Origin of the sequence: Pseudocolwellia agarivorans (genome assembly GCF_002000085.1) — a bacterium.
GTDB lineage: Bacteria > Pseudomonadota > Gammaproteobacteria > Enterobacterales > Alteromonadaceae > Pseudocolwellia > Pseudocolwellia agarivorans.
Genome location: NZ_MUZU01000003.1, coordinates 148,589 through 172,361 on the forward strand (window position 1 = coordinate 148,589; position 23,773 = coordinate 172,361).

General features: G+C 37.3%; 17 protein-coding genes. 7 read left to right on the forward strand and 10 right to left on the reverse strand.

The features are described 5' to 3' along the window. Positions 1–119 precede the first annotated feature (119 nt). The 4 genes from B0X80_RS06345 to B0X80_RS06360 are packed head-to-tail and all read right to left on the reverse strand — an operon-like array spanning position 120 to position 5,593. Positions 120–1,586: an ATP-binding protein gene (locus B0X80_RS06345; protein ID WP_077339001.1), complete on the reverse strand. Its 1,467-nt coding sequence runs from the start codon at positions 1,584–1,586 to the stop codon at positions 120–122. Beyond that, positions 1,576–2,841: a restriction endonuclease subunit S gene (locus B0X80_RS06350; protein ID WP_077339002.1), complete on the reverse strand. Its 1,266-nt coding sequence runs from the start codon at positions 2,839–2,841 to the stop codon at positions 1,576–1,578. Before B0X80_RS06350 ends, B0X80_RS06345 begins: the two co-directional genes overlap by 11 nt. After that, entirely contained in the window at positions 2,838–5,318 is a 2,481-nt protein-coding gene (locus B0X80_RS06355) for a type I restriction-modification system subunit M (protein ID WP_077339003.1), read from the reverse strand. The genes B0X80_RS06350 and B0X80_RS06355 overlap by 4 nt, the downstream gene beginning before the upstream one ends. Positions 5,319–5,353: 35 nt before the next feature. Then, a complete protein-coding gene (locus B0X80_RS06360; RefSeq protein WP_077339004.1) occupies positions 5,354–5,593 on the reverse strand; it encodes an HTH-like domain-containing protein in 240 nt (79 codons plus the stop codon). 205 nt (positions 5,594–5,798) lie between these two features. Between B0X80_RS06360 and B0X80_RS06365 the strand changes: the two genes are divergently transcribed. Beyond that, positions 5,799–7,223 (forward strand): Fic family protein, encoded by a 1,425-nt coding sequence (locus B0X80_RS06365; protein WP_077339005.1) that lies wholly within the window; start codon positions 5,799–5,801, stop codon positions 7,221–7,223. An 86-nt stretch (positions 7,224–7,309) separates the two neighbouring features. Here B0X80_RS06365 and B0X80_RS06370 read toward each other — a convergent pair whose 3' ends face one another. The 3 genes from B0X80_RS06370 to B0X80_RS06380 form a co-directional block, all read right to left on the reverse strand. Further along, positions 7,310–8,431: a PepSY-associated TM helix domain-containing protein gene (locus B0X80_RS06370; RefSeq protein ID WP_077339006.1), complete on the reverse strand. Its 1,122-nt coding sequence runs from the start codon at positions 8,429–8,431 to the stop codon at positions 7,310–7,312. A 95-nt stretch (positions 8,432–8,526) separates the two neighbouring features. Next, a complete protein-coding gene (locus B0X80_RS06375; RefSeq protein ID WP_077339188.1) occupies positions 8,527–10,617 on the reverse strand; it encodes a TonB-dependent receptor in 2,091 nt (696 codons plus the stop codon). Positions 10,618–10,788: 171 nt separating this feature from the next. Next, the gene (locus B0X80_RS06380) at positions 10,789–11,394 is read right to left on the reverse strand and encodes a DUF1294 domain-containing protein (protein ID WP_077339007.1); all 606 of its coding nucleotides are present in this window, start codon (positions 11,392–11,394) and stop codon (positions 10,789–10,791) included. A 206-nt stretch (positions 11,395–11,600) separates the two neighbouring features. Here B0X80_RS06380 and B0X80_RS06385 point away from each other — a divergent pair, with 206 nt between their 5' ends. Further along, complete coding sequence (locus tag B0X80_RS06385; RefSeq protein WP_077339008.1) at positions 11,601–12,095, forward strand: hypothetical protein; 495 nt, start codon at positions 11,601–11,603, stop codon at positions 12,093–12,095. A gap of 170 nt (positions 12,096–12,265) precedes the next feature. Here the strand turns inward: B0X80_RS06385 and B0X80_RS06390 are convergent, their stop codons facing one another. Continuing rightward, entirely contained in the window at positions 12,266–14,359 is a 2,094-nt protein-coding gene (locus B0X80_RS06390) for a TonB-dependent receptor (protein ID WP_077339009.1), read from the reverse strand. An 81-nt stretch (positions 14,360–14,440) separates the two neighbouring features. Continuing rightward, positions 14,441–15,892 carry a PQQ-dependent sugar dehydrogenase gene (locus tag B0X80_RS06395; protein WP_077339010.1) on the reverse strand — a complete coding sequence of 484 codons (1,452 nt, stop codon included), beginning with the start codon at positions 15,890–15,892 and terminating at the stop codon, positions 14,441–14,443. A gap of 539 nt (positions 15,893–16,431) precedes the next feature. Between B0X80_RS06395 and B0X80_RS06400 the strand changes: the two genes are divergently transcribed. Further along, entirely contained in the window at positions 16,432–18,462 is a 2,031-nt protein-coding gene (locus tag B0X80_RS06400) for a glycoside hydrolase family 127 protein (protein ID WP_077339189.1), read from the forward strand. A 364-nt stretch (positions 18,463–18,826) separates the two neighbouring features. Here B0X80_RS06400 and B0X80_RS06405 read toward each other — a convergent pair whose 3' ends face one another. Then, on the reverse strand, positions 18,827–19,564 hold the full coding sequence (locus tag B0X80_RS06405) for an SDR family oxidoreductase (protein ID WP_077339011.1): 738 nt from the start codon (positions 19,562–19,564) through the stop codon (positions 18,827–18,829). Between the two features lie 176 nt (positions 19,565–19,740). On the opposite strand from B0X80_RS06405, the gene B0X80_RS06410 reads away from it, so the two are divergent. From B0X80_RS06410 to B0X80_RS06425, 4 genes are all read left to right on the forward strand, one after another. Beyond that, positions 19,741–20,640: an AraC family transcriptional regulator gene (locus B0X80_RS06410; RefSeq protein ID WP_077339012.1), complete on the forward strand. Its 900-nt coding sequence runs from the start codon at positions 19,741–19,743 to the stop codon at positions 20,638–20,640. An 82-nt stretch (positions 20,641–20,722) separates the two neighbouring features. Further along, a complete protein-coding gene (locus B0X80_RS06415) occupies positions 20,723–21,370 on the forward strand; it encodes a DUF6795 domain-containing protein (RefSeq protein ID WP_077339013.1) in 648 nt (215 codons plus the stop codon). A 467-nt stretch (positions 21,371–21,837) separates the two neighbouring features. After that, on the forward strand, positions 21,838–22,494 hold the full coding sequence (locus B0X80_RS06420) for a DUF6795 domain-containing protein (RefSeq protein WP_077339014.1): 657 nt from the start codon (positions 21,838–21,840) through the stop codon (positions 22,492–22,494). Then, positions 22,491–23,639, forward strand: a complete 1,149-nt coding sequence (locus tag B0X80_RS06425) for a lipase family protein (RefSeq protein ID WP_077339015.1) — start codon at positions 22,491–22,493, stop codon at positions 23,637–23,639. Before B0X80_RS06420 ends, B0X80_RS06425 begins: the two co-directional genes overlap by 4 nt. The last annotated feature ends 134 nt before the right edge of the window (positions 23,640–23,773 follow it).

A 23,773-nucleotide genomic window follows, 5' to 3' on the forward strand; every position in this document is an offset into this window, starting at 1 on the left:
AAACTTTTCAATCAAGCAAGTATTGATTTAAAAAACACTTACTTTACAACAATTTAAGGACTTCGTATTAATGTAATACTTCCCTAATTGACAACTCAGTCAAGCAACGGTCAAGCAAATTAATACCAGTGTGGAACATAACGCATTGCTTTAGTTCCGGCATCGGCATCGTAAGGTTTAATTAGACCAGAATGGACTGTATCTTTTATTATTCTACTTACCATAGCGCTATTTTTTTCAGCAATAGCAAAGCGTTCACGCAAAGACTTGTTATTCATATGCTCCCTATTCACATGCTTCAAACAACAATGCTGATAACAAGCACGAATGCGATCTTCTTTATCCATTTCAGCAAACTCTCTATGGCCAAATAAAACGCTACGTGTGTGATTATCAGTTACTTCAAATAAAGGTGCGGGCAATTGATATAACTCAGTCTGAAATATCACTTTATCAATTCCCGTACCACGCTCTTCGCAAATATTAATGCGACGCATAAAAGAAGCTAAAGCTTCGTTTCTGCTTCGAGGTGGAGAATCTAAAAACCGATCGGTATCAACCAGCGGAATACCTGGGTTGGTTATTTCCATACGGGTATCGAATAACTCAACCATAGGCCCTGTTCCGGTTAACGAAAAGTCTTGATGGATAATAGCGTTAGCAGCTAATTCACGTATAGCAAGCTCAGGATACATAGGCACTTCTTTACGAAACGCTTTACCAATTTCTTCATTAGAGGGTAATAGGTTTTTTAAATAATCAATAAGTCCTTCAAAGCCAACGGCATAGCCTTTATTACCTTCAAGCTCTCGTACTGTTTCTACTCGGCTATTGCCCTTATATTGCACTAACCGAACAGCTTTACGAGCCAAGTGCTGAAAGTCTTGCAGTTTTTTGGCAAATAATATCGCACCAAGGTTCGTGATGTGCCATTTAGCTGATTCTGTTGCAATAATTAACTTATCAGCTTCAAGTGCATTTAAAATGCCTTGTCGTCCTTCAGGTAAAGGCAAACCAACTAAATCAAAATAAGCAGGGTAATCTATTAATTTAAGCACCTCTTCTACGCTACAGTTTTCAGCCGCTAATTGTTGCTCAAATGGGGTGTTATCAAACACACGCCATAATGCTCGCTCTTTCTCTGCAAACTCACGTAATTTCTTTTTATAACTACCGACACGAATATATTCTATGCCATCAAACTGAACAGGTGTATGAGTAGCCGCTTGAATCTCAACAATCACTACGTGCTTATCATTAGTATGAGTAAATTCATAAAACTGAAAGTGAATTTTGGGTGCGGTTTTTTGTAACAACCAGCTTTCTAACTCTTGCCCTTTGTGTTTTTGAATTAATGGCTTAAAAGTAGTACCAATTACCCCGTGGGTTTTATCATCAACACCATAAACTAAGTACGCAGTTTGCTTACCAAGGAGTGCTGCAGAGTTTGCTAGCGCTGAGATATATTCGCCAATTTTAATCACATCAGGATTATGTTTAAACTCCACCCATTCGGTTTCGTTAGGTAAATGACATAACTCTTTTAACAGAGCATGCAATTGTGTAAGGCTTTGTTCAGTTGGCATTTTCGACCTCCTGCTTGCCTTCAAAAGCATTTTCAAAATCACCTTTAGGGGCTGAATCAAATGGTAAGCGTGTGCGGCCTGTCAGTAGCTGTTGCATCATGCCTTGTTTGATTTGGCGGGTTTTCGCCAAGCGCTTTTCAAGGGTTTGGATTTCGTTATCCATATCCGAGAGGATAGTGGCGATAGCGGTTTGTTCTTCTTTTGATGGTAGTGTAATCAACATATCAGCAATCATTTCTCTGCGAACAGAATCCACAGACGACTTTGCTGTCATAGACATGATCCTATCGTAGAAAAAATTGCTAAAATAAATATAAAAGTAATAACCGTCAATTCGGTCACCAAAGTTATACATCAAATAAACTCTTTGGTGATAATCAAATTTTCCATTCATGTAATGAAAAATTTTGCCTGTACCAACCCCGTCACCAGCAGTAAGTACTGCTTCGCCATCAAAAGAGTAAGTATTAATACGCTCAATTGTTTGTGATCTCACAAAAAAAGGATATTGACCATCCGATAATTTATCCTGTGTATTTCTACTACCAGTGGTGATTGATAATACTGAGCCAATATTACTAACATCCCAATCCTCAGGTATTTCGCCTAGTTCACTGGATTTTGTGCCTTTAGGTTGACCTTGCTTTTCGCCTTCACTATAAGTAGCAAACTGCGGTAAACGGGTTTTACCTGTTAGCAGCTGCTGCATGGTGGCGGTTTTAATCGCTTGTTTTTTCGCAATCAGCTTTTCCAATTCCGTTAATAGTGCATCGACATCGGATAATGCATTGGCAATGGCGGCTTGTTCTTCACTAGTTTCAGGAAAAGATGCTACAACACTCTCAATAGTGCTCGCATTCAGGCTTGGTACTCCTGACGCTTCATTGTATTGCATCCAGTCAATCATGCAGAATTTGTAGTAAATAAACTTGGCTGATTCCTTTTTAGAGACTTCAGAGTAAAACAGTGTATCAACTGTCCAAAACGGAGTATCAATAAAGCGAGGTTTATTGATTGTTCCTTTTCTTCCAATAAGTACCGAAGGTTTGTCGTAAAGGGCTGTATTAGTTTCGCCCATCTTACCGCCAGTCCCAAATATTGGATAACGCCCATCGCTAACTTGCACTGCTTTTTGATCTTTACCATGCCTAATCTGCATTACCTGACCAAAAGTTTTTGCATTCCAATCATTAGGAATTACCCCAACATCAGTTTGCTTGTAACCATCAGGAATCACTTGCTCTAAAGCACTCATAACGACCACTCCAAGCCCATTGCTTTTAAGTGGTATGCGACTTTATCGCTTAAGTCATCAACCGATTTAGAAAGGGTTGGTAAGGGTGTGCTATAACGTTCTTCCAGCTCTTTAACTCGGTTTGCCATTTGTTGTGTGACACGTTCAATCTCAGCAACGATATTGGCTTGTAATGTGGCTAACCACTTATCATCAACAATCAGATTTTTAATTTCATTAATAGTCAGTTTTGGATATTGGTTAAATACGGCTAAATCCAAAGCCTCTTGCGCTTCTTTGACTGATTTTTTAGCGGCAGTTTCAGCGTTAAACAACTTAGTTGCTTGTTTAAGTACTTTAACTTCATCACTGTCAGTTGCTAGCTTAGCTCTGGCAGCAACACTGGCTTTAGTGATTTTGTCTTTGTCGTTGATGGCATCAACTAGTGAACCATCTTCACCACCATTTTCCTCTAGGTAGTTTTCTAGTACTTGAGTGGCTTCATCTTGTTTCGCTTGTAGCGCATCAACCTTGGCTTGTTCATCAGAAAAATAACGAGCGACAATAAGGCTTGGCGGAATAAGTTCAGCTTTGTACTTTTTCTTGTTAATGATTAAATCAGCCGTTTCTTTGAGCTTTTCGCCTTTTTTAGCAATCAGTTCTCGCAGGGTGTTGCCTGCTTGCCAATCATCTTGCGCCAATACATATACATCGTCTTGTAGGGTTTCAGCCCAGTAATCCATAAGGATTTGGTAAATGTCGTATTTACTTAATAAGTCGCTATTGGCATAAGCATTCAGTAAGTTTTCTGAAATGTTAAAGATAAAGTTTTTCGGGTTATCACCAACTTTAATGTCTTTAAGCTTTGCCTCAGGTATCCATTTTTTGAATGGTAATAAACTACGGCTGGCAAAGTCTTTAAACTCTTGATGAGCAAGAATGCTACTTTTAACTTGGCTGGCTTCAAGCATACAGAGACTGTAACCGTTGCGTTTAGGTTCTGGCGCTGGTTTGAATAGGGTTGCACGAATACTTGGGAATACTTGCCAGTAATGTTCTAGCGCATCAATATCACGGTTCGGAATGCCGCCTTGCAGGTGTGCGCTTAAATCGTGTAAATCTTCTGGCTCAGACGAGTCGATATAACGCGGAATATTAAGGTTGTAATCATTCTTAGCTATTTCATCAAGTGGCACTAAACGGCTAAAACGTTCAAGCTCTAACCCTTTGTTAAATACATCAACCACTTTATGAATGTCTTGGCTACGCAGGCGGTTTTTGTTGCCATCTTTAATAAAACCTTTAGAAGCATCAATCATAAAGATTGGGCGGCCTGAAATTGTTGGTAGGTTTTCATCATCTTCGTTAAAGTTAGTTACCGCTTGTTGCGCATGTTCTTTATCGATGATTATGATGCAAGCAGGAATACCAGTCCCGTAAAACAAGTTGGCGGGCAAACCAATAATGCCTTTTATGTAACCTTGCTTTATAAGGTTCGCGCGAATATTAGCTTCAGCGTTACCACGAAATAGCACGCCATGGGGTAAGATTACCGCACCTTTACCTGTGTTTTTTAAGCTTTTGATAATATGTAATAAAAAGGTGTAGTCACCATTTTTCTCTGGAGGTGTACCCCATGTGAAACGGTTATATTGATCTGCTGCGGGATTTAAGCCGCTGGTCCAGTTTTTGTTTGAAAATGGTGGGTTGGCAACAGCAAAATCAAACGTTTTTAGTTGTCCATCGGAGTTTTTCCATTGCGGGTCTGAAAGCGTATTGCCTTTCCAAATTTTTGCCGTTTCAGTATTATGCAAAATCATGTTCATACGGGCTAATGCGCTGGTGGCATTATCCATTTCTTGCCCGTAGATAGACAATCCACGAGGTGCTTCGTCACTGGCTTTTAATAATAAAGAACCTGAACCACAGGTTGGATCATAAGCGGTTGCATCTTGTGGTGTATTGTCTTTAATACCTACGACTTTAGCTAATATTTGTGACACTTCAGACGGTGTATAAAATTGACCTTTAGATTTACCTGACTCCGTAGCAAAATGACGCATTAGGTACTCGTAAGCATCTCCTAATAAATCATCACCGCCAGCGCGGTTGGCTGTTAGGTCTAAACCTTGAAAAATACCAACCAACTTGGTGAGGCGGTCAATCATTTCTTTGCCTTTGCCTAGCTTGTCTTCATCGTTGAAATCGGCAACGTCAATAACGCCTTTAAGGTCGTTTTCTTCGGCAAGGGCTGAGATGATTTTATTAATTTTATCGCCAATCTCTTTATCGCCTTTGGCTGCTACCATATCGTCATAACTTGCGCCTTTTGGTACAACAATCATACCGTAAGGGTCGCCTTTAAATTTGTCGCTCACGTACTTCATAAATAACATGGTGAGTACGTAGTCTTTGTATTGGCTGGCATCCATTCCGCCACGTAGCTCGTCACAGCTTGCCCATAATGATGAATAAAGTTCTGTTTTTTTAATTGCCATGGGAAATTTGTTTAATCCTTTTTAAGTTAGCCGTATTAAAGCTGGTTTGTGTTTAAACCAGCGGCTTTTAATCGCTGAGTGAGATTACGCATTTTTGAAAATTCAGTGCCGAAACTAGGTTTAAGACCAACACCTTCACAAAACTCTTTAGCGGTAATGCTTTTAAGATTATCAGCGTATTTGATCATTTGAAGATGCATTTCAGTGGTGAACTGATTGCGTGGTGCTTCGCCTAATGCATGTTTGATATTGTCGAATATTTTTTGTTCGTTCATAGGACGATTATTCTTTTTATGGAGATTTAGCTAATTTATCTAATTTATATAAATTAGCAAGAGAATAATTGTGAAACTTTATTTGCAGTTAATTATGAGTAAACAACGCGGCTATTCACAAACGGCACTGTGTCCTTATCTATTTGTGTTTTGTCCTTATCTCGACTAACATAAGGACAAAACCAAAAATAAATGTCCTTATCTTATGAATCTAAAAAAAAGATTACAGCAAGAATATAGCGTAATGCTAAATATTTTACGTAACGCATTTATTCCTTTGAGCCTTGGTGACATTAATACAGAAATAAATAAAAGCACTGAAAAAACAATACATAAAAAAACTATTCAACGCCGATTAAAAGATTTAATTGAAGAGGGTTTGGTACAAAAAGAAGGTAAAGGCCGTAATCAAAAATACTACGTAAATAAAAATAACAACTCTGTATTAGCCTATTCAAATAAGGACAAAGTGAGTTCTACTATAGGTGCATATGATATTGATGAAGACAAAAATCATCCTATATTTTCAAATAACGCCTTGTCTCTCTTAAGCTATTTAGAAACGCCCTCTTACGGCAGAATAAAAACCAGCTATCAAGTAAATTTAATTGAGAGTTATGTTCCTAATCAAACCCAATACGTTCCTGATGTTGTTCGTGAACAATTATTTCAATTAGGTAAACGCTTTGATCAAACGTTAGCGGCAGGCACTTATGCTAAGCACATTGGACAAAGGTTGTTAGTTGATCTTTCTTATCATTCAAGCCGTTTAGAAGGCAATACCTATTCAAAACTTGATACGCAAAACCTAATCGAAAATGGTTTTACGGCCGACGGTAAAATACATGAAGAAACTGTGATGATAATGAATCATAAAGAGGCTATTTTATTCTTAGTTGAAAATGCTGATGAGATTCCACTTTCTACATTCACTATACGTAATATTCATTACTTATTGGCACAAGATTTACTTAAAAACCCAAATGCCTGTGGCAGAGTTCGTGAGGTTGAAGTAAAAGTGGGTAAATCGTCTTATTTACCTTTAAATAACCCGCATCAATTAACTGAACATTTGGCGTTATTGTTAAGAAAGGCAGCTCAAATAGACGATGCCTTTGAACAAAGTTTTTTCTTACTGATTCATATTTCATATTTACAAGCATTTGAAGATGTTAATAAACGTACGGCTCGACTTACTTGCAATATACCTTTTATTAAAGGCAACCTTTGCCCCTTAAGCTTTATTGATGTACCGCAAGAAGATTACTTTAAAGCATTATTGTACTTTTATGAAAAGAATGATTTTCTTCCCGCGTTAGAGCTTTTTCAATGGGCGTATATAAAGTCGTGCGAGCAATATGATGTAGTTAAAGACTCGTTAGGAGAGATAGACAGCTATCGAATTCAGTACAGAGCCGAACGAAAAGAAGTGATTGCAAAGATCATTCGTAGCAGAATTCAGGGTAGTAAAATTGAACCTGCCATTACACGTTACTGCCACGAAAATAATATAGCCTCACCAGATAAGTTTATTACTATGGTATTACAAGAAATTGAAACTCTGCATTCTGGCGCTCTGGTAAGCTTGGGAGTAACAGAGTCGATATTTAAAGCGTGGAAGATTAGCTAGCGCTATATGTGAAAACGGCTCATGTAAGAGCCGTTCTGTTCAAGTTATTTAAATTTTATAACAACGAAATAAATCGCTTAGACAAACTATTTACCTGCTGAGTTTCTGCTACGTTGCCATCTTCTTAACGACATGGCAATACCGGTATACACCAATAAACACGCGAGTAATGACGCTAATCCCGCTAAGGTTTGCCCCACTAAACCGTATATTTCGCCTGTGTGTAAAAAACGTATGTAACTTCTTGCTTTGCGATAGGTTGAATAGTCTTCAAAGTTTTGCTCTGCAATAAAGTCTCCGTTTAAAGTGTTTACTAATACACTTTTACGCTTTTGTGGTTCGCCGCCATTACCCATATCTACTTGAAACGTTTGAATGCTTTGCGGTACGGCTGAAAGTGAAAGACTTACGGTTTGCCAATCAGGATTGTCTTTATTCACCTGTAACCATAGTGTTTGCATGCTAAGTTGTTGAGCTAAGCTTTCTTGCTTTAATGGTTGTGCCTTCGGCAGGGCTTCTTCATGTGAAGACACGTATGTTTTAAGGGTGTTACCCGGCCATTTAAATGAGAAAAAGAAGGCGGTAAATGTAATTACAATTAACAGTGGAGCCATATAAAAGCCAAAAGTATTATGCCATTGGTAATCTCTAGCTTGGCCATTTTTGTGATTTTTAGTGATTATAAGCTTTTGTTTAAAAGCTCTTTTTTTGAATTTAGCGGGTAACCATAAATATAACCCCGTTAAGGCAAGTAAACAAAAAATAACATTTGATATACCATTAACCCAACGACCGGTTTCGCTAAACTTTCCGTCAAGCGTTAACCACCGATGAAATGCTCTTAACTTGCCGAAAAACACCTTGGTTTGTTGGCCCGGTTCTAACATTTCTTTCCCTGTAAACGGATTTAAATAAGCCAGTGTTTTACGGCCTTCTTTAACAATAAAGGGTGCGTTGTTTTCGTTAGAAAAACTAATAGAGGGTTCTTTTTCAGTGTCATATGTTTTTGCTATTGCAATCACGTTATCAAGTGATAAGCGCGTGGCATTTTCGCTAGGTGCTACAGGAAAATCAGCCACTTGTGCTGATTGGATCATTTGTCTTTCGTAAGTAAGTCCAACGCCGGTAATCGACATAAGAAAAATAAAAATAGCTGCACTACAGCCAATAATAAGGTGGAACCAAAAAAAGAATTTTCTAATATTCATTTGCTTTTCTTACGTTAAAGCACCCCGAAGGGTGCTTGATTTGTTTAATAATAATTTACAGTATTTAGCTATTCTAGCATTAACAGCGACCGTTTTTAAAAAGAGGTTTTCACTTCAAAACGAGCCGTAGCACCATCGCCAATGGTTACGTTGTTAATACCACCGCCGGCAAGGTAGTCAGCATCAAATAAGTTTTCTACGTTTAGTCGTAAATCAACTTTTTTGCCCATTATTCTTGTTTGGTAAGTAGCACCAACATCTACTCGGCTGTATGAGTCTTTAGATACGGTATTATCGTTATCAGCAAAGCGTTCACCTTGGTAAAAAATACCTGCGTTTAACGCTAATTGTTCTGTTAATTCGTAACGCGACCATAACGATGCAGACCACTCTGGTGCATCAACAGGTGTGTTTCCTTGATACTTTGCATCTTCTTCGTAGTTAGCATCTAAATACATAACCGATGTGATCACAAACCATTTATCTGTAATAGCGCCTTGTGCTGAAAGCTCTACACCTTTATGTTTTTGAAGTCCGGCTTGCGTGGTAACCGTATCAAATAGCGGATCATCAAGTAGTCTTTCTGAAATTAACGTTCCACTTTTTTCAATATCAAAAATAGCCGCATTTAATAATAAGCGATTAGACACTTGCCACTTTGCACCTATTTCTATTTGCTTAGAGGTGGTTGCGTCGATTTTCATTCCGTCATTTCTATCACGAACATCATCTATATGTTCACGTGCTTGTGGCTCAAAACCTTCAGAATAGTTAACATAAATCGTACTATTTTCAGCAGGATGATACAGCACGCCTACTTTAGGTAATAACGATTCGTTGTCGGCATTTTCTTTATTTTGTTTGTCGTAACGACCACCAATAGCCACTTGCCAACGTTCGTTGAAAGACATTAGATCTTGAAAGTAAATGCCATAATAATCATATTCTGTAGTACTTAAACTTGTATCCGTTTTATAGCTAACATTAGGTCTCATTGGCTCAGTTTGACCTGGCGTATAACTAATGCTATCTGCTGATGTTCTTAACTGACCATAGTAATAATCAAGGCTGTTGGCACCAATTAAGATGTTGTGTTCAACACCACCAAAAGATACTTCACCGTTAATATCAATAAATGCTGTTTTGAATTTCCAATCATCGTGGCGATCATAAGGGTTAGATGAGTAACTATCACCTTGTTGGTAATTTGAAGGCATTTTAGGTGATGATTCAAAACGTTGACGTTCAAAGTCTTGTTCGTTGTAGCCTACTTTAACTTGCCATTCAGGGTTAACAAAGTACGTTAATTTAAGGCCTTTGTTTTCAACCGTAATATCTGTAAATGCCCAAGAGAAGTCATTAATGGTATGTTCATTACTGATCACATCGCCATCAGCATTTAACCATGCGCCGGTATCTAAACCTGCTTTGTCATTCGTTCGGTCGTAATAAGCATTTACAATAAAATTATCGCTAACTTGATGTTCAACAATAAGCGAACCTAAAAAACGATCACGCTCACGTTTTTCACCATTTTGGTATTCACGATCAAAATTTACGTCTTGCTTAACCAAAACCGCACGGTAATTGGTGTCAGCCATTATCTCTCCACCCGCATCAAGCATAAAGCGTGTTGAACCGTTTTGATCGGTGTCTGCACTGACTTCTAATAACGATGTTGACGTTGGTTGCTTGGTTACCATGTTAATCAAGCCACCTGGAGCCGATTGACCATATAAAATACTTGAGGGGCCTTTAATAACTTCTACACGTGATAAGGTTTCGATAGGTTGTTGATAATGAGACCAATGTTGATGACCATCGCGTAAATATCCGGTAGAAGAGCTTAATTCAAAGCCGCGCGAGCTAAATACTTCACGGTTTCTTTGCTTAGAACCCGGCGATAAACTTGCGTCGTTATTGAGTACTTCACCTAATGTCGTCGCTAGCTGCTCATCAATAATAGTTTCTGGAATAACCGTAACAGCCTGCGCAGTTTCAAGTAGTGAAACATTAGCACGCATAGCGCCTGAAGCATTATCGACCTGATAATTATTAAAGTAACTACCTTTAATTTTTATCACTTCAATATCTTTTTTATTATTGTTTTTGTCTTGCAGTTCGGCTGAACTTGATAGAGCAACCAGCCCTAAACTAACACCAATAAAAATTTGACTTAACTTCATTACGCTTCCACTAATTTGTTCAATTATGATAATTAGCGCAGATATTAACATAAACGCGAATGATATCAATTCTTATTTAGATATTATGATGAATTATCTTTAAATATTCTTAGCTTGGATATGAAAATAAAAATAAAAAAGCTCTGCGGCATATTGATATGCCGCACATAGTTACTGGAATACAAGCATAAAAGGTAAGCCATTAGGCGATATTAACCACGCTAATGCACAACAATTAATAATAACGGTAAGCCAAAAAACAAACCTAAAGTCTTTTTTCTGAGATTTATGCCTAAGTAATTGTTGCGCAATGGCTGCACCTGGCCAGCCGCCCACTAAGGCTAAGGCATGTAAAGTACTTTCTGGAGTACGCCACGCCCCTCGTTTTGCTTTAGACTTATCAAGCGCATACGCAAAAAAGGTAACAAAGCTCATACCTAAATATATAAATACAATATTTTCAGGTAAATATCCCATCATTAAAGCTAATGTTAAGCCCACTAAAAAGATCACAGATAAATAAATTGAAAACTTATTACTACCTTTAGCTTGTTTTACTTTTAACTTTTCGCCTGCATACGTTGCATCGTTTGCACAATAGCGACCTTGCTTATCTTTACTTATAGAAAAGGTTATAACATCGTTTATTTGAGGAGTGCGTATACGGTTTGAAAAACCCGTTCTGTGAATAAAAACCTGATCACCACCGCCATTAGGTGCAATAAAGCCAAAGGCTTTTTCGTTATTCCACTTTATTAACTTCCCTTTTAAACGCATTTTTAAGTCCTTATAAGCAATATAAACCGAGATAATATCATTTAGTTTGCAACTATCAATTTAGCTTTCTAGTAACGTCCACTCTTGAGATGATATGAGTATTTCTCAAGGTGGTATTCATTTATGTAAGAGCATAGTTAAGATATAGTTTCCTTATGTTATTTAAGCTTATATTTACAAGTCTCTAAGACTTTGCAGGAAATAAAATGAAGACCATATTAATCATTGCTTTATCAGCTGTGCTATTTACTCAAAGTGCAAACGCAACTAAAGCAAATAACTGGGAGCAATACGAACAGCTTGCAGAAAAAGTTGAGGCGAATATAACAACGGCTTCATTTAAAGAATTAACCGAAAAAAGTATTGAGCTTGTTAATCTGTCAAAACAACTATTACCTGAATTTATGAGTAAAGAAAGCGCATGTAAAAACTACTTATCAGCTGTTTTGTCTGCCTCTGATGAAATGCTCACCATTTCGCTTGATGACATTGAACGCGATTATCATTCTGACGGAAAACTACCTAAAGTAGATTCGCCTATTTGTTACTACGCTAAAGACTTATTAGTGCATCCAACCACCATGGCAATAGTGGCTAATACTCAAAACGATACAAAAAAAGCACGTGCTCAAATAAAACTAGAGCTTGAAGAAGTACTAACCCATTTTAGTTTTGTTAAACAAGCAGCGGGTTATAGATAACAACGGTTCGAGTAAGTTATTTAACCCTAAACACAAACCAAATCCCCTATAGGTTTAACTGTAGGGGAAATATTATTATCTCAACTTAACCAACACCGCACTTGCCGATGGTGTTACTACCTTTATTACCGTTACTTTTTCATAGCTATCCCCCTTATCATTAAGTTCCTTTAAAATAGATAGGTCAGCGATGCTTTTATGTTTCTCCCCTGCCCAGGAAAATATCGCTCATTCGTAAATAACGTGTAGTCAGCACGTTCGGCATAACGTTTGTCGGTTAAATTAAGAATATTTAGCGCAACAGATAATGAAGTTCCTATGTTGTAAGCAGCTCTTGCATGCATTAAAAAGTGCCCTTGATATTCATGTTCGTTTTCTACATCAAGAAAGTATTTACTGGTGTATTGACCATGAATTTCAGCGGTAAAGTCATTATGGTTATAGGTAATAAAGGCATTAGCCAGTTTACGAGGCGCTGTATCTACGTCATTACCCACAATGTTTTTGGCGCTAATGTTAGGATTGTTTCTATATTGATGAATATTATAAGTGCCATTAACCAACAGCGTAATTGACTCAGTTAACTTGTCAGAAACAGCTAGCTCTAATCCCTTATGTGATGTTTCTCCGCCATTAATATTAAAAAAGTCGCTGTTACGTACAATCACGTTCTTTTTATCGAAATAATAAGCGTTGGTTTCTACCTTAAAAGCATCGTTTATGTATTTCCACGATGCTTCTATGCCTTTAATTTTTTCAGGAGATAAATCTGCGACTTCTTGCTCGCGCTGTAATCTATACAACTCTGAAACTTGAGGTATTCTATAACCATGGCTGATATTGATAAACGCTGATTGTTGGCTATTTATTTGGTAAATAGCACCTAACTTCGGCGATACAACAGTAAAGTTATCGTCACTACTTGCAGGGCGCGTATATCTACAACCGCCAAAACCACAAGTATTGCCATTTTCATCAACGCGACCTGCGTTCATATTATTGGTGTAATCGAAGCGAGTATATTCTGCTCTTGCGCCAGCAATTAAACGCAATTTAGTAGTAAGCTGGGCATCAAACTGAACAAAAGGAGCGGCCGTTAAAGTGTTTACCGAAAAGTCGTAATGTTTACCGCTAGGAATAGTTGCCTGTAAAAAAGCAGAACCTTGTGTTGGGCTATTTTGATATTGCAGTAAATCGATTTTAGCGACTTCTGTATCTAACCCGTAGCTCATTGTTAAGGTATCAGAGATATCAGTACGTGTTTGATATTGAAAGCCTGCACTGGTTTGTTTGCTTTCTTCCGTTGGTTTACCCGGTAAAAAGTGCTGTAAAAATTCCATATTCGATGAGCGAAAATAAGGTTTGAAAGTAGCTCCTGAATCGAATTGATAAACTTGATGAACTCTTAACCCTTTTGCTTTGCGGTAAGCTTCTGGGTTTGGATTGGTTTTACTTAAAGTTTCGCTTTTATAGCTGTCTTTTCCTGTTAAATATCCTGCAGTGTCTTGGTCTAAATTAAACGCCGTAAAATAAGTATTAAGGTGTACATTATTGAACACGCTATTGTTAAGGCTGGTTTTGTGTTGTAACGAAAGCTTTTGTTGATCAAATCCTGAACCGTCTCTAAAACCCCCGTCATGTTTAATGGTTGTTGAAACCGCAAAGTTTTCGCTGCTGGCATTAACACCTAATTGCGCATAGTCGTTTTCACCTAACGAAACCTTTAAAGCATTTGAAGCGTCAAAACTAGCAGGTTCAACTATATTCACCACACCATGTAAGCCATTAGAGCCATAATGTGCAGTAGCTGGCCCACGTAAAATTTCAATTTGTTGTGCTTGCTCGCTGTGAGCTTCAAACAATTCATTTACGTTACATAGGCCATTCGGGCGTAAAGGAATACCGTTTTCTAACATTAAAAAGCTACCGCAAGATCCAGATCCAGTTAATACCGGAGAACGCACCGCAGGTAAATATTCTTGCCCATTATTACGCTGAAAATTTACCCCTGCCACACGGTTAAGTACTTGCTGAATATGATTAGCATCTACCGTTTGAATGGTACTGCTGTTTATAACAGAAATAGCGTTATTTACTTGAGTAATACTTTGCTTGGTTCGTGTTGCTGTAACGGTAATTACGTCATCTATTTCTTTAGGATTCGCGCTATCAACGTCGCTACGGGTTTGTATTTCTGCATAAAGTGGTGTGCTAACTAGGTTAAAAATAATAAGAGAAATAAGTTTTTTTTTCATGTTGTGCATGGAATAAGCTCGAGAAGAAGAATTAAGCCCTGACAATTCAGGGCATGAAGAAAATAAAGTATGAAGCTAAGCTATACGTTGTTATTTAACAGGGTCTAAACGATAAATTTTTCCGTTAGCCTTGCTGTTGTCGTTAACTACAATGTAAACATTACCGTCTGGCGAAACAGCTACATCGCGAACACGACCATCGTCTTGTAGTAAAATTTCATCTTCAATAACCTTGTCGCCTTCAATTACCACTCGGTGTAATTCTTTTGACACTAAACCCGTTGCAAATAAGTTGTTTTTCCATTGTGGAAATACACTACCTTTATAAAATTCGATACCGGCAGTTGCGATAGATGGCACCCAAAAATGTTTAGGTTGTTCCATGCCTTCTTGTGCTGTTTTTTCTGAAATAGGTTCGCCATTATAGTTAATGCCGTGGGTAATAATTGGCCAGCCGTAGTTTAAACTCGGTTTAATTAAATTAACTTCGTCGCCACCACGTGGGCCATGTTCAGTTGACCATAACTCACCCGTTTCAGGATGACGCGCCAAACCTTGAGGATTACGATGGCCGTAGCTCCAAATACTTTTAACGGCATCTTTTGTGTTAACAAATGGGTTGTCTTTTGGAATGCTGCCATCGTGATGAACACGGTGAATTTTCCCGTTAGGACGCGTAAGATCTTGCGCCATTTCCATACGACCACGCTCACCAATCGAAAAGAATAAGTAATCGTCATCAATGACAAAACGTGAACCAAAGTGAACACCTCGGCTAATTTGAAATTTATCTTGGGCAGAAAAAACCATTTGCTGCTCAGTCCATTCACCGTTTACAATTTTACCACGTGCTACAGCTGTCATGCCTGCAGGTTTACCATCTTCTTTCACGCCTTTATTTTCAGCGTAGCTAATATAAACCCAACCTTTTTTAGCGTAATCAGGATCAGCAATTACGTCGAATAATCCCCCTTGCTTAAATTGCCATGTGTCTGGCGTGCCTTTAATTAAACGTTTAGGTTGGTTGTTTTCTTTGTACCATAAGCGCCCTTCTCTTTCGGTAGCAAACCAACTGCCATCAGGTAAAAAGCTTAGCCCCCACACTAATCCTTCAAACGAATCGACTAACGATAAAGTAAAGTTATGTTTTTCAGTGTTGTACACGCCATTATTAGGTTTTAGGCTTTCTTTAACTTGTTCTTGTAATGAAAGAAATTTTTTCTCACTAATAAAAACCACCATCGCACGGATTTGATCTTCTGTGAGTGTTTTTTGCCAAGCTGGCATACCTGCATCTAAATTACCTAAACGAATACTGTTAGCAACGTCTTTGTCACTACTACCATGCAACCAAGTGTCATCAATTAAGTTAGGTCCCAAACCACCTTCTAGGTTGACACCATGACAGCTCGCACAGTAGGTTTCATAGCTTTTTTTAATTTCGCCTTGGCCTAAAACGCCTGCACTTGCAGATGCCATAAACCCAGTAACAAAAAATAACGGCGCTATATCAAGTAAACGGCGTGATAAAATATGTTTCATGTGTGCCTTCCTATATAAAAAGAACTGATTATGATTAATTTAGATTTATTCTCTATGCAAAAAACAATCAGCTACTAAAAATTAAATTGCTATACATCCTTTTGAATATGCCCATAATATACTCTAACTGGCTCCTAAAACAAATGTTCAAACAAAATTAGTTTTATCGACAAAAGTACTAAAAACCTCACAAAAACAAAACAAACCCCATAAAAAACAACAACAAAAATAAAACAAAATTTATTTAATGTAATAAAAAACACATTTATTAATTTATAAACATATTGATAAGCAATTCATCATATGTTTTGATGTATAACGTTCTAGGTTACTCGTTATTTAATATATTAATAAATCAAAATGAGTATAAATAAGTTTTAAAGGTTGGTTTTTAAATTTTTAATTAAAAGCCTGATAATTTTCACAATACTTAACCCCTTTAAATCATGCTATTTAACTATGCATTAAATACGCTGCTATATAGGTATCAAATGCAAGAATGTAATTTTTCAATCAAACAATTTCAGTTGGGGAAAGCTATGAAATTAAAAAAATTATTATTAGCAACTTGTGGCGCGTTGGTTATCAACTCTGCATGTGCATTAGAAAAAGGTATTGTAAACAATACCGATAGTCCGTACATCAAACTAAAAAGTATTAACATTGGCGACGCTCAATGGACCGAAGGTTTTTGGGCAGACAAGTGGAAAATGGCTGAACAAACCATGATCCCAAACCTAGGCGAAATATTTAAAGGGCCTGTAGGATTCGCTTACGATAACTTTAAACTACTTGCTTCAGGTAAAAAAGGCGAAGCAGGCGGTAAATATTGGCATGACGGCGACTTCTATAAATGGATGGAGTCAATGACCTATCTTTATGCACAAAATAAAGATGAAAAAATACTTGCCGAATTAGACGAAATTATTGCCGTAATAGGTAAAGCTCAAGCAGACGATGGTTACCTTTCAACGCATGTTCAAATTCGTGGTTTAAAGCGCTACGGTAACATTCATTATCACGAGCTTTATAATAGTGGCCATTTAATCACCAGTGCGGTAATTCATCATCGTATAACGGGTAAAACTAATTTTTTAAAGATTGCGTTAAAAAATGCTAACTTTCTTTATAAAACTTTTCAGCCGCAAGACCCTGAATTAGCACGCTTTGGTTTTAACCCATCTCAAATTATGGCTTTGGTTGAGCTTTATCGCGAAACAAAAGAAAGAAAATTTTTAGAGCTGGCTGAAATATTTGTCAACATGCGTGGCTCTGTACCTAACGAAGAACACCCTAGTGTTGCTGATCATTTCCGTGGCGACTTCAACCAAATGGCAACCCCTATTCGCGAAGAAAAAGATGCTGTAGGTCACGTTGTTTTAGCTATGTACTTATATGCGGGTACCGCTGATGTTTATGGCGAAACGGGCGAGCAAGCATTACTAGATGCTTTGGATCGTATTTGGTCGAGTGCGGTTGAACGTAAAATGTATGTAACAGGCGCTATGGGACAAGCACATCACGGTGCTAGCGGTAAATACGACATGGTACATGAGGCCTTCCAAGAAGATTACTTAATGCCAAACAAAACCGCTTACAACGAAACCTGTGCAAACATTTCAAATGCTATGTTTAACTGGCGTATGTTAGGTATTAAAGGGGAAGCTAAGTACGGCGACGTAATGGAACGCGTAATGTACAACAGTGCGTTAGTTGGCGTAAGTGTTGAAGGTAAAGACTTTTTCTACTCAAACCCACTTCGTATGATTGAAGGTGGAATTGACCCTACTAAGAAAGGCGTAACAACTGAGCGTGACGAACGTGTGCCTTATATTCCTGTATTTTGTTGTCCACCTAACTTAGCAAGAACATTGGCTAAGCTATCGGGTTGGTCTTACAGCTTATCTAAAGATGGTGTAGCCGTTAACCTTTATGGCGGTAACAAACTTAATACTAAACTGGTTGATGGTTCTGCTTTATCACTTACGCAAGAAACCAACTACCCATGGGACGGTAAAGTTAAAATTACCGTGAATAAAGCAAAATCTTCACCGTTCGACGTAATGTTACGTATTCCTGAATGGGCCGAAGGTTCTGTGATTAAAATTAACGGCAAAGCATTTAGCGGAAAAGTTGAAGCAGGCAAATTTGCAACGGTAATACGTAAATGGTCGAAAGGCGATGTAATTACCCTTGATATGCCAATGGAAGTTAACTTTATTGAAGGCGACCCACGTATAGAAGAAGTACGTAACCAAGTTGCTGTTCAACGTGGACCTGTTGTTTATGCAATAGAATCACCAGACTTACCTAAAAGCAGCGACATTCTTGATGTATACCTAAAAGAAGATACACAATTTAAAGTACATTACCGCCCTGACTTTTTAGGTGGTGTTGCAACACTTGATGGTACTTTAATGCTACGTAACGATGAAGGCACAGGCATGTACCGTAAGCTGAAAAAAGCTGAATTTACACCTTACGAAACTAAGCTAGTACCTTACTTTGCTTGGAGTAACCGCGGTAAAGCAGAAATGACTATATTCATGCCGCTAATGTGGGATAAATAACCCCTTCCCACTTTACTAAAAGCATTAATAAAGCAGTTAATAGCGTAAGTTATTAGCTGCTTTTTTATACTTAATATTGGGAATGTAATGCCAAACACATTAATAAATGATGAAATAAATTAAACAAGTACAAATGAGCGCTTGCTATAACACTTGTTTTTAATCAACCTCAACTCGGGTTAATGAATGTTAGATAATGAATTAAAAATCTTATTTATCAAAACCTTAATCTGTATCGTTGTTTTCCTAAGTTATATTAGTCTCTCAACATTGATATTTTTGTGTATAACAAGGCGAATTTAGGCATAAAAATAGCTTGTTGAGTAACTTTGCTTATCCCGAGCTGAGGTTAATCAGTATAATGTTAAACCATACCACCATTAACACGTAATGTTTGCCCATTAATCCACCCTCCTTCTTTGCTTACTAAAAAAGACACTGTATTAGCAACATCATCTGGTTCAGCTAAACGTTCTAATGGATTCATTTTAGATAATTTTTCTATTTGTTCATCAGATTTTCCATCAAGAAACAGCTTTGTCGCTGTTGGACCTGGAGCAACCGTATTAACCGTTATAGCACGTCCTCTCATTTCTTTTGAAAGAATTGCGGTCATTGTTTCAACGGCAGCTTTACTTGCAGCATAAATTGAATAGGTGGGTAAATTAACCCCAATAACTGAAGTAGAAAAATTAATAATTCGCCCACCGTTTTTCATTCTTTTTGCGGCTTCACGCAATGTATTAAAAGTTCCTTTAAAATTAACAGCCACTACTTTATCGAAAAGTTCATCGCTTGTTTCAGCTACAGTAGCTAGCTGCATAATGCCTGCTGAATTTACTAATACAGTAGGTATTCCTAACATTGCTTCAGTACGATCAAAAAGTTGTGTAACTTCATGCGGTTTTGATACATCACACTGAATAGCAACAGCTTCACCACCCAATACTTTAATTTCGTCTACCACATCAAGTGCATTTTTTTCATTACTCGCAAAATTAATTACTACAGAAAAACCTTCTTTAGCTAACTGTTTTGCAACAGCAGCCCCTATTCCTTTCGATGAGCCAGTAACAATTGCAACAGGGTTAATATTTAACATCGTTTTCTTCTTAATAAAAAGTTGTTATTGATAACCCGTATTTTATGTTTGCAAGCAACTTTTATTAATACACAAGCTAACTATATTATTGCCTAATTCTATTAATGAGGATTTTAAGTTATAAAAAGTATTTCATTTGATATACATTAAAGCCATATAAATAAAGGCATTTAATAATGGAACAAGAAAACACATTCATAGAGCTAGTCGAAATAATGACTAAATATTCTAAAAATGACGGTATTAATAATACTAAAATAGATGGTTTACATTGCTTTAAGATGTCTGAACTCCACATTCGATTACCTGTAATTTATCGCCCCTCTATTTTTATAGTCGCTCAGGGATCTAAGCAGGTATTACTTGAGAAAGAGATTTTCCAATATTCGCAAGGTCAATATCTTGTCGTTTCAGTTGACTTACCATTAATTGGTGAAGTAACCACAGCCAGTCAAAATAAGCCTTACCTATGCGCTCAAATAGATATTGATGCACAAGTCATGAACGAAATAGCGATTTCACTTAATTCAAAAAAATCATTACCGAGTACAACAGATAAAGGGATTTTTGTTGGCGATGTAAATAACAATCTAATGAGTTGCGTTTTGAGATTAATACGCCTGTTAGATACTCCTGAAGATATTCCTTATTTAGCACCTATGCTTTTTCAGGAAATATACTACCGTCTTTTAAGTGGGCCACACGGTGCAACAATTATTCAAACATGCTTACATGAGAGTAATACACAACGAATAGCTAAAGCCATTAACAAAATGAAGATGGACATCACAAAACCATTAGATATAAAAGAATTAGCAAGATTAATTAATACAAGTACCTCTAACTTTTACAGTATATTTAAAAAAGTAACAGGCTTAAGTCCTTTACAGTATTTGAAACGTTTAAGGCTAACAGAGGCACGTAACATATTAATATCGAATAATATTGACGTAACAAGAACAGCTTATTTAGTGGGTTACGAAAGCCCTACGCAATTTAACCGCGAATATGCCCGCCTATTCGGTACCCCACCGTTAAGGGACGTAAAAAATTTAAAGTATAAAACCCCTTATTAAACCGAGTTATATAAGGAGGGTTATATTTACTCCCTTTGATCTCTCGGATAAAATATCAGCAAATATTCAGCAAGGATAGCAAATGAATAAACGCAGAAAACGCACTTCTCTTTCTCGCCCTCGTTTTATCTTGTTATTACTTATTCCATGTATGCTTGCTTTTCCTATTATAAGTCAAGGAGTTGATATGTTTGGTTGGTTTAAAAAACAAGACGTATTTTTATGTTCTGAAGTCAATGGCATAGTCACCGAAAATGGCGAGCCTGTTGCTAATTTAGAAGTTATTCGTAAGTTAATATATACAGATGAAAAAGTAAGGAAAGACGTCGCTGTTACAGACAGCACAGGACACTTTTATTTTCCACAAAAAAATATTCGCTCTACTTTACCCAATAAGCCTTTTATTGAGGATAGTGTATGGCAAGAGATTTTTATTGACCGAGAAGGGAGACTTATTCCTTTTTGGGTTGCAAGCTCCCCTGGATCTAAAGAAACCCCAGAGTACTCCAAAAAATTAGCTTTTTTGAATTGTGAATTAACCAATAAACGCGTAAGTTTTCAGTTCAAAAATAACAAGAATGAACACCTTAACCATACAGCCTCTAGCATTTGCCGTTGGGATGAGGATTATATACCAACTTGGTTACATATTGATAATGAAACAAAATACCGCATCCATGATGGTAATTTTAATAAACTAACAGAACGCTATACAACGGAGGCATTATGACATACACCAGCCTATTTATAGGGTTTGTCTTACAACTTACCGTCGCTCCAATATGTGCCGTCTTTTTTTTAATAAGCGCAATCATAATATCGAGTAAATTTTCTTTACCGAGTATTATTTTAGATATTCTACTCAATGTAGGAATTTATACATTCCCAATCTCATGGTTTTTAAGTTTCTATATGATGTACGATACCTATGTGCGGAGTAACGATACATATAATACGCTTTGGCACGCTTTTCCATTTGCTGTCGTTTTTATTAGCTCAATTTTGGTGGGGATATATATAAAATTTATGCGGACACCTAGGTAACAAATTCAGTTTATTGATAGGCAAAAACTATCTATCAACATGAAGATTTTATAGAAACTACCTCAGGTAAATCAGGTAAAATAAAGGAGGGGCATATTTACTTTTTTTGATCTCTCGGATAAAATATCGGCAAATATTCAGCAAGGATAGCAAATGAATAAACGCAGAAAACGCACATCTCTTTCTCGCCCTCGTTTTATCTTGTTATTACTTATTCCATGTATGCTTGCTTTTCCTATTATAAGTCAAGGAGTTGATATGTTCGGTTGGTTTAAAAAACAAGACGTATTTTTATGTTCTGAAGTCAATGGCATAGTCACCGAAAATGGTGAACCTGTTGCTAGTATTGAGATTAAACGTTCGTTAATGTATATCGATGGCAAAGATCATATAGACACGGCTATTACGGATAATAAAGGGCATTTTTATTTTCCGCAAAAGAGTATTCGCTCTTCCATTCCGAGCAAACCTTTTTCAGAAGACAGGGTATCGCAACACATTACTATTGATCGTGACGGAGCCCCAATCCCTCTCTGGATAGCAACTCAACGAGGTTATCATGAGATACCCGAATTCACTAAAAAACTCAATTTTTTGAATTGTGAATTAACTAACAGACGCGTTCGATTTGATTTTAAAAATAATAACAATGAACATCTTAATCACGTAGCTTCAAGTATTTGCCGTTGGGATGAAGATTATACGCCTACTTGGCTTTATGGTGATGATGGTGAAGAGCAATATCGTATCCATGATGGTGACTTTAATAAACTAACAGATCGATTTACAGGGAAGGCAGTTAAATTATGAATGGAGTAATATCACCAAGCACAGCAGCGAGCGTTGCAGATAGAGTCTATGACATCAGAAAATCAGCCGATATTAATGGGGTATTTCATGATGACTTCCTTAATAACTTCAAAATCACCAACAGCCAAATACAAGGCATAAGTGGTGGCTTAGTTAATCAGTTACTTAACCGCAGTACGGGGTTTGCGTTAACCGCAGAAGGCACTTCACCACAATTTAAAAAACACCATATTATTGGTGTTCGCGGGACTAAATTTTCCGCCCCTGCTGACTGGTTAACTAACTTAAACGTAGGAGTTACCCTTGGGCCTAAAAATTTAGCAGTACATGCTGGGTTTCATAAAGCATTCAGTAGTATGCGCCCTGCATTTAATCAATATATAACTCAACACAAACCCCGTTGCTTACATGTTGTTGGGCATAGTTTAGGTGGCGCTATTGCTGAATTAACGGCTATTTGGGCAAGTGAATCGGGCATTAAAACAAAGCTCTATACCTTTGGCTCCCCTCGTGTTGTACTTCGAGATTCAGTTCATCGAGCAGCCATGAATATTGAGCACTACCGCGTAACTCATGGGGCAGATCCTGTACCTTGTGTGCCTACTTGGCCCTTTACTCATACGGTAGGTGAATATCAAACCGCGATGAATGATGGTTCCTTTTTTGCCTTTTCAGCACACTCTATGGCAAAGTCAGCACCGGGTTATATCAATACAGTAGCAGCTTATAAAGATTATAAGAGTATGGGTAGCTCACTTAAAACCATGCATTATAGACACACAGTACTTAAATATGAACAACGTCATAACGCCTCATTCTCTAAGCGTTGGCAGCAAATTATTACTGATGCATTATTAACGCTATTAAAAACAACAGGGCAATATGGGTTTATTGCTGGACAAGCAGCTCTAGGTGTTGGCTTGTCGTTTTACGACATTCTCGCACGTTGTTTACATGAATCTATAGTTAAGTCTCCTGAAGTTGCCGAAGAATTAAGAGGGGTTTTAGGACACATGTTAGTGTTTGTAGGAAAAAGAACACAAGCGGTTACAGAAATGAGTGCTAAGTTTATTCGTTGGGTATTAGGTTTAATGATAAAAACCTTATATACCGCAGCAAAACAAGCGATTGACCGTGTTTTTTAAAGATACACTACATTGGTAATTAATACTTTTAACTATTAATGTGAAAAAATCCGATGAGCCTGAGCCCATCGGATTTTTTATTTCTACAAGTTATTTATATACAAGACAATTAACTATCTATGTCGCTAACTTAT

Coding starts and splice junctions, on each gene's coding strand:
- B0X80_RS06345 (WP_077339001.1), bottom strand. CDS start 1,586: ATGCCAACTGAACAAAGCCTTACACAATTGCATGCTCTGTTAAAAGAG.
- B0X80_RS06350 (WP_077339002.1), bottom strand. CDS start 2,841: ATGAGTGCTTTAGAGCAAGTGATTCCTGATGGTTACAAGCAAACTGAT.
- B0X80_RS06355 (WP_077339003.1), bottom strand. CDS start 5,318: ATGGCAATTAAAAAAACAGAACTTTATTCATCATTATGGGCAAGCTGT.
- B0X80_RS06360 (WP_077339004.1), bottom strand. CDS start 5,593: ATGAACGAACAAAAAATATTCGACAATATCAAACATGCATTAGGCGAA.
- B0X80_RS06365 (WP_077339005.1), top strand. CDS start 5,799: ATGAATCTAAAAAAAAGATTACAGCAAGAATATAGCGTAATGCTAAAT.
- B0X80_RS06370 (WP_077339006.1), bottom strand. CDS start 8,431: ATGAATATTAGAAAATTCTTTTTTTGGTTCCACCTTATTATTGGCTGT.
- B0X80_RS06375 (WP_077339188.1), bottom strand. CDS start 10,617: ATGAAGTTAAGTCAAATTTTTATTGGTGTTAGTTTAGGGCTGGTTGCT.
- B0X80_RS06380 (WP_077339007.1), bottom strand. CDS start 11,394: ATGCGTTTAAAAGGGAAGTTAATAAAGTGGAATAACGAAAAAGCCTTT.
- B0X80_RS06385 (WP_077339008.1), top strand. CDS start 11,601: ATGAAGACCATATTAATCATTGCTTTATCAGCTGTGCTATTTACTCAA.
- B0X80_RS06390 (WP_077339009.1), bottom strand. CDS start 14,359: ATGCACAACATGAAAAAAAAACTTATTTCTCTTATTATTTTTAACCTA.
- B0X80_RS06395 (WP_077339010.1), bottom strand. CDS start 15,892: ATGAAACATATTTTATCACGCCGTTTACTTGATATAGCGCCGTTATTT.
- B0X80_RS06400 (WP_077339189.1), top strand. CDS start 16,432: ATGAAATTAAAAAAATTATTATTAGCAACTTGTGGCGCGTTGGTTATC.
- B0X80_RS06405 (WP_077339011.1), bottom strand. CDS start 19,564: ATGTTAAATATTAACCCTGTTGCAATTGTTACTGGCTCATCGAAAGGA.
- B0X80_RS06410 (WP_077339012.1), top strand. CDS start 19,741: ATGGAACAAGAAAACACATTCATAGAGCTAGTCGAAATAATGACTAAA.
- B0X80_RS06415 (WP_077339013.1), top strand. CDS start 20,723: ATGAATAAACGCAGAAAACGCACTTCTCTTTCTCGCCCTCGTTTTATC.
- B0X80_RS06420 (WP_077339014.1), top strand. CDS start 21,838: ATGAATAAACGCAGAAAACGCACATCTCTTTCTCGCCCTCGTTTTATC.
- B0X80_RS06425 (WP_077339015.1), top strand. CDS start 22,491: ATGAATGGAGTAATATCACCAAGCACAGCAGCGAGCGTTGCAGATAGA.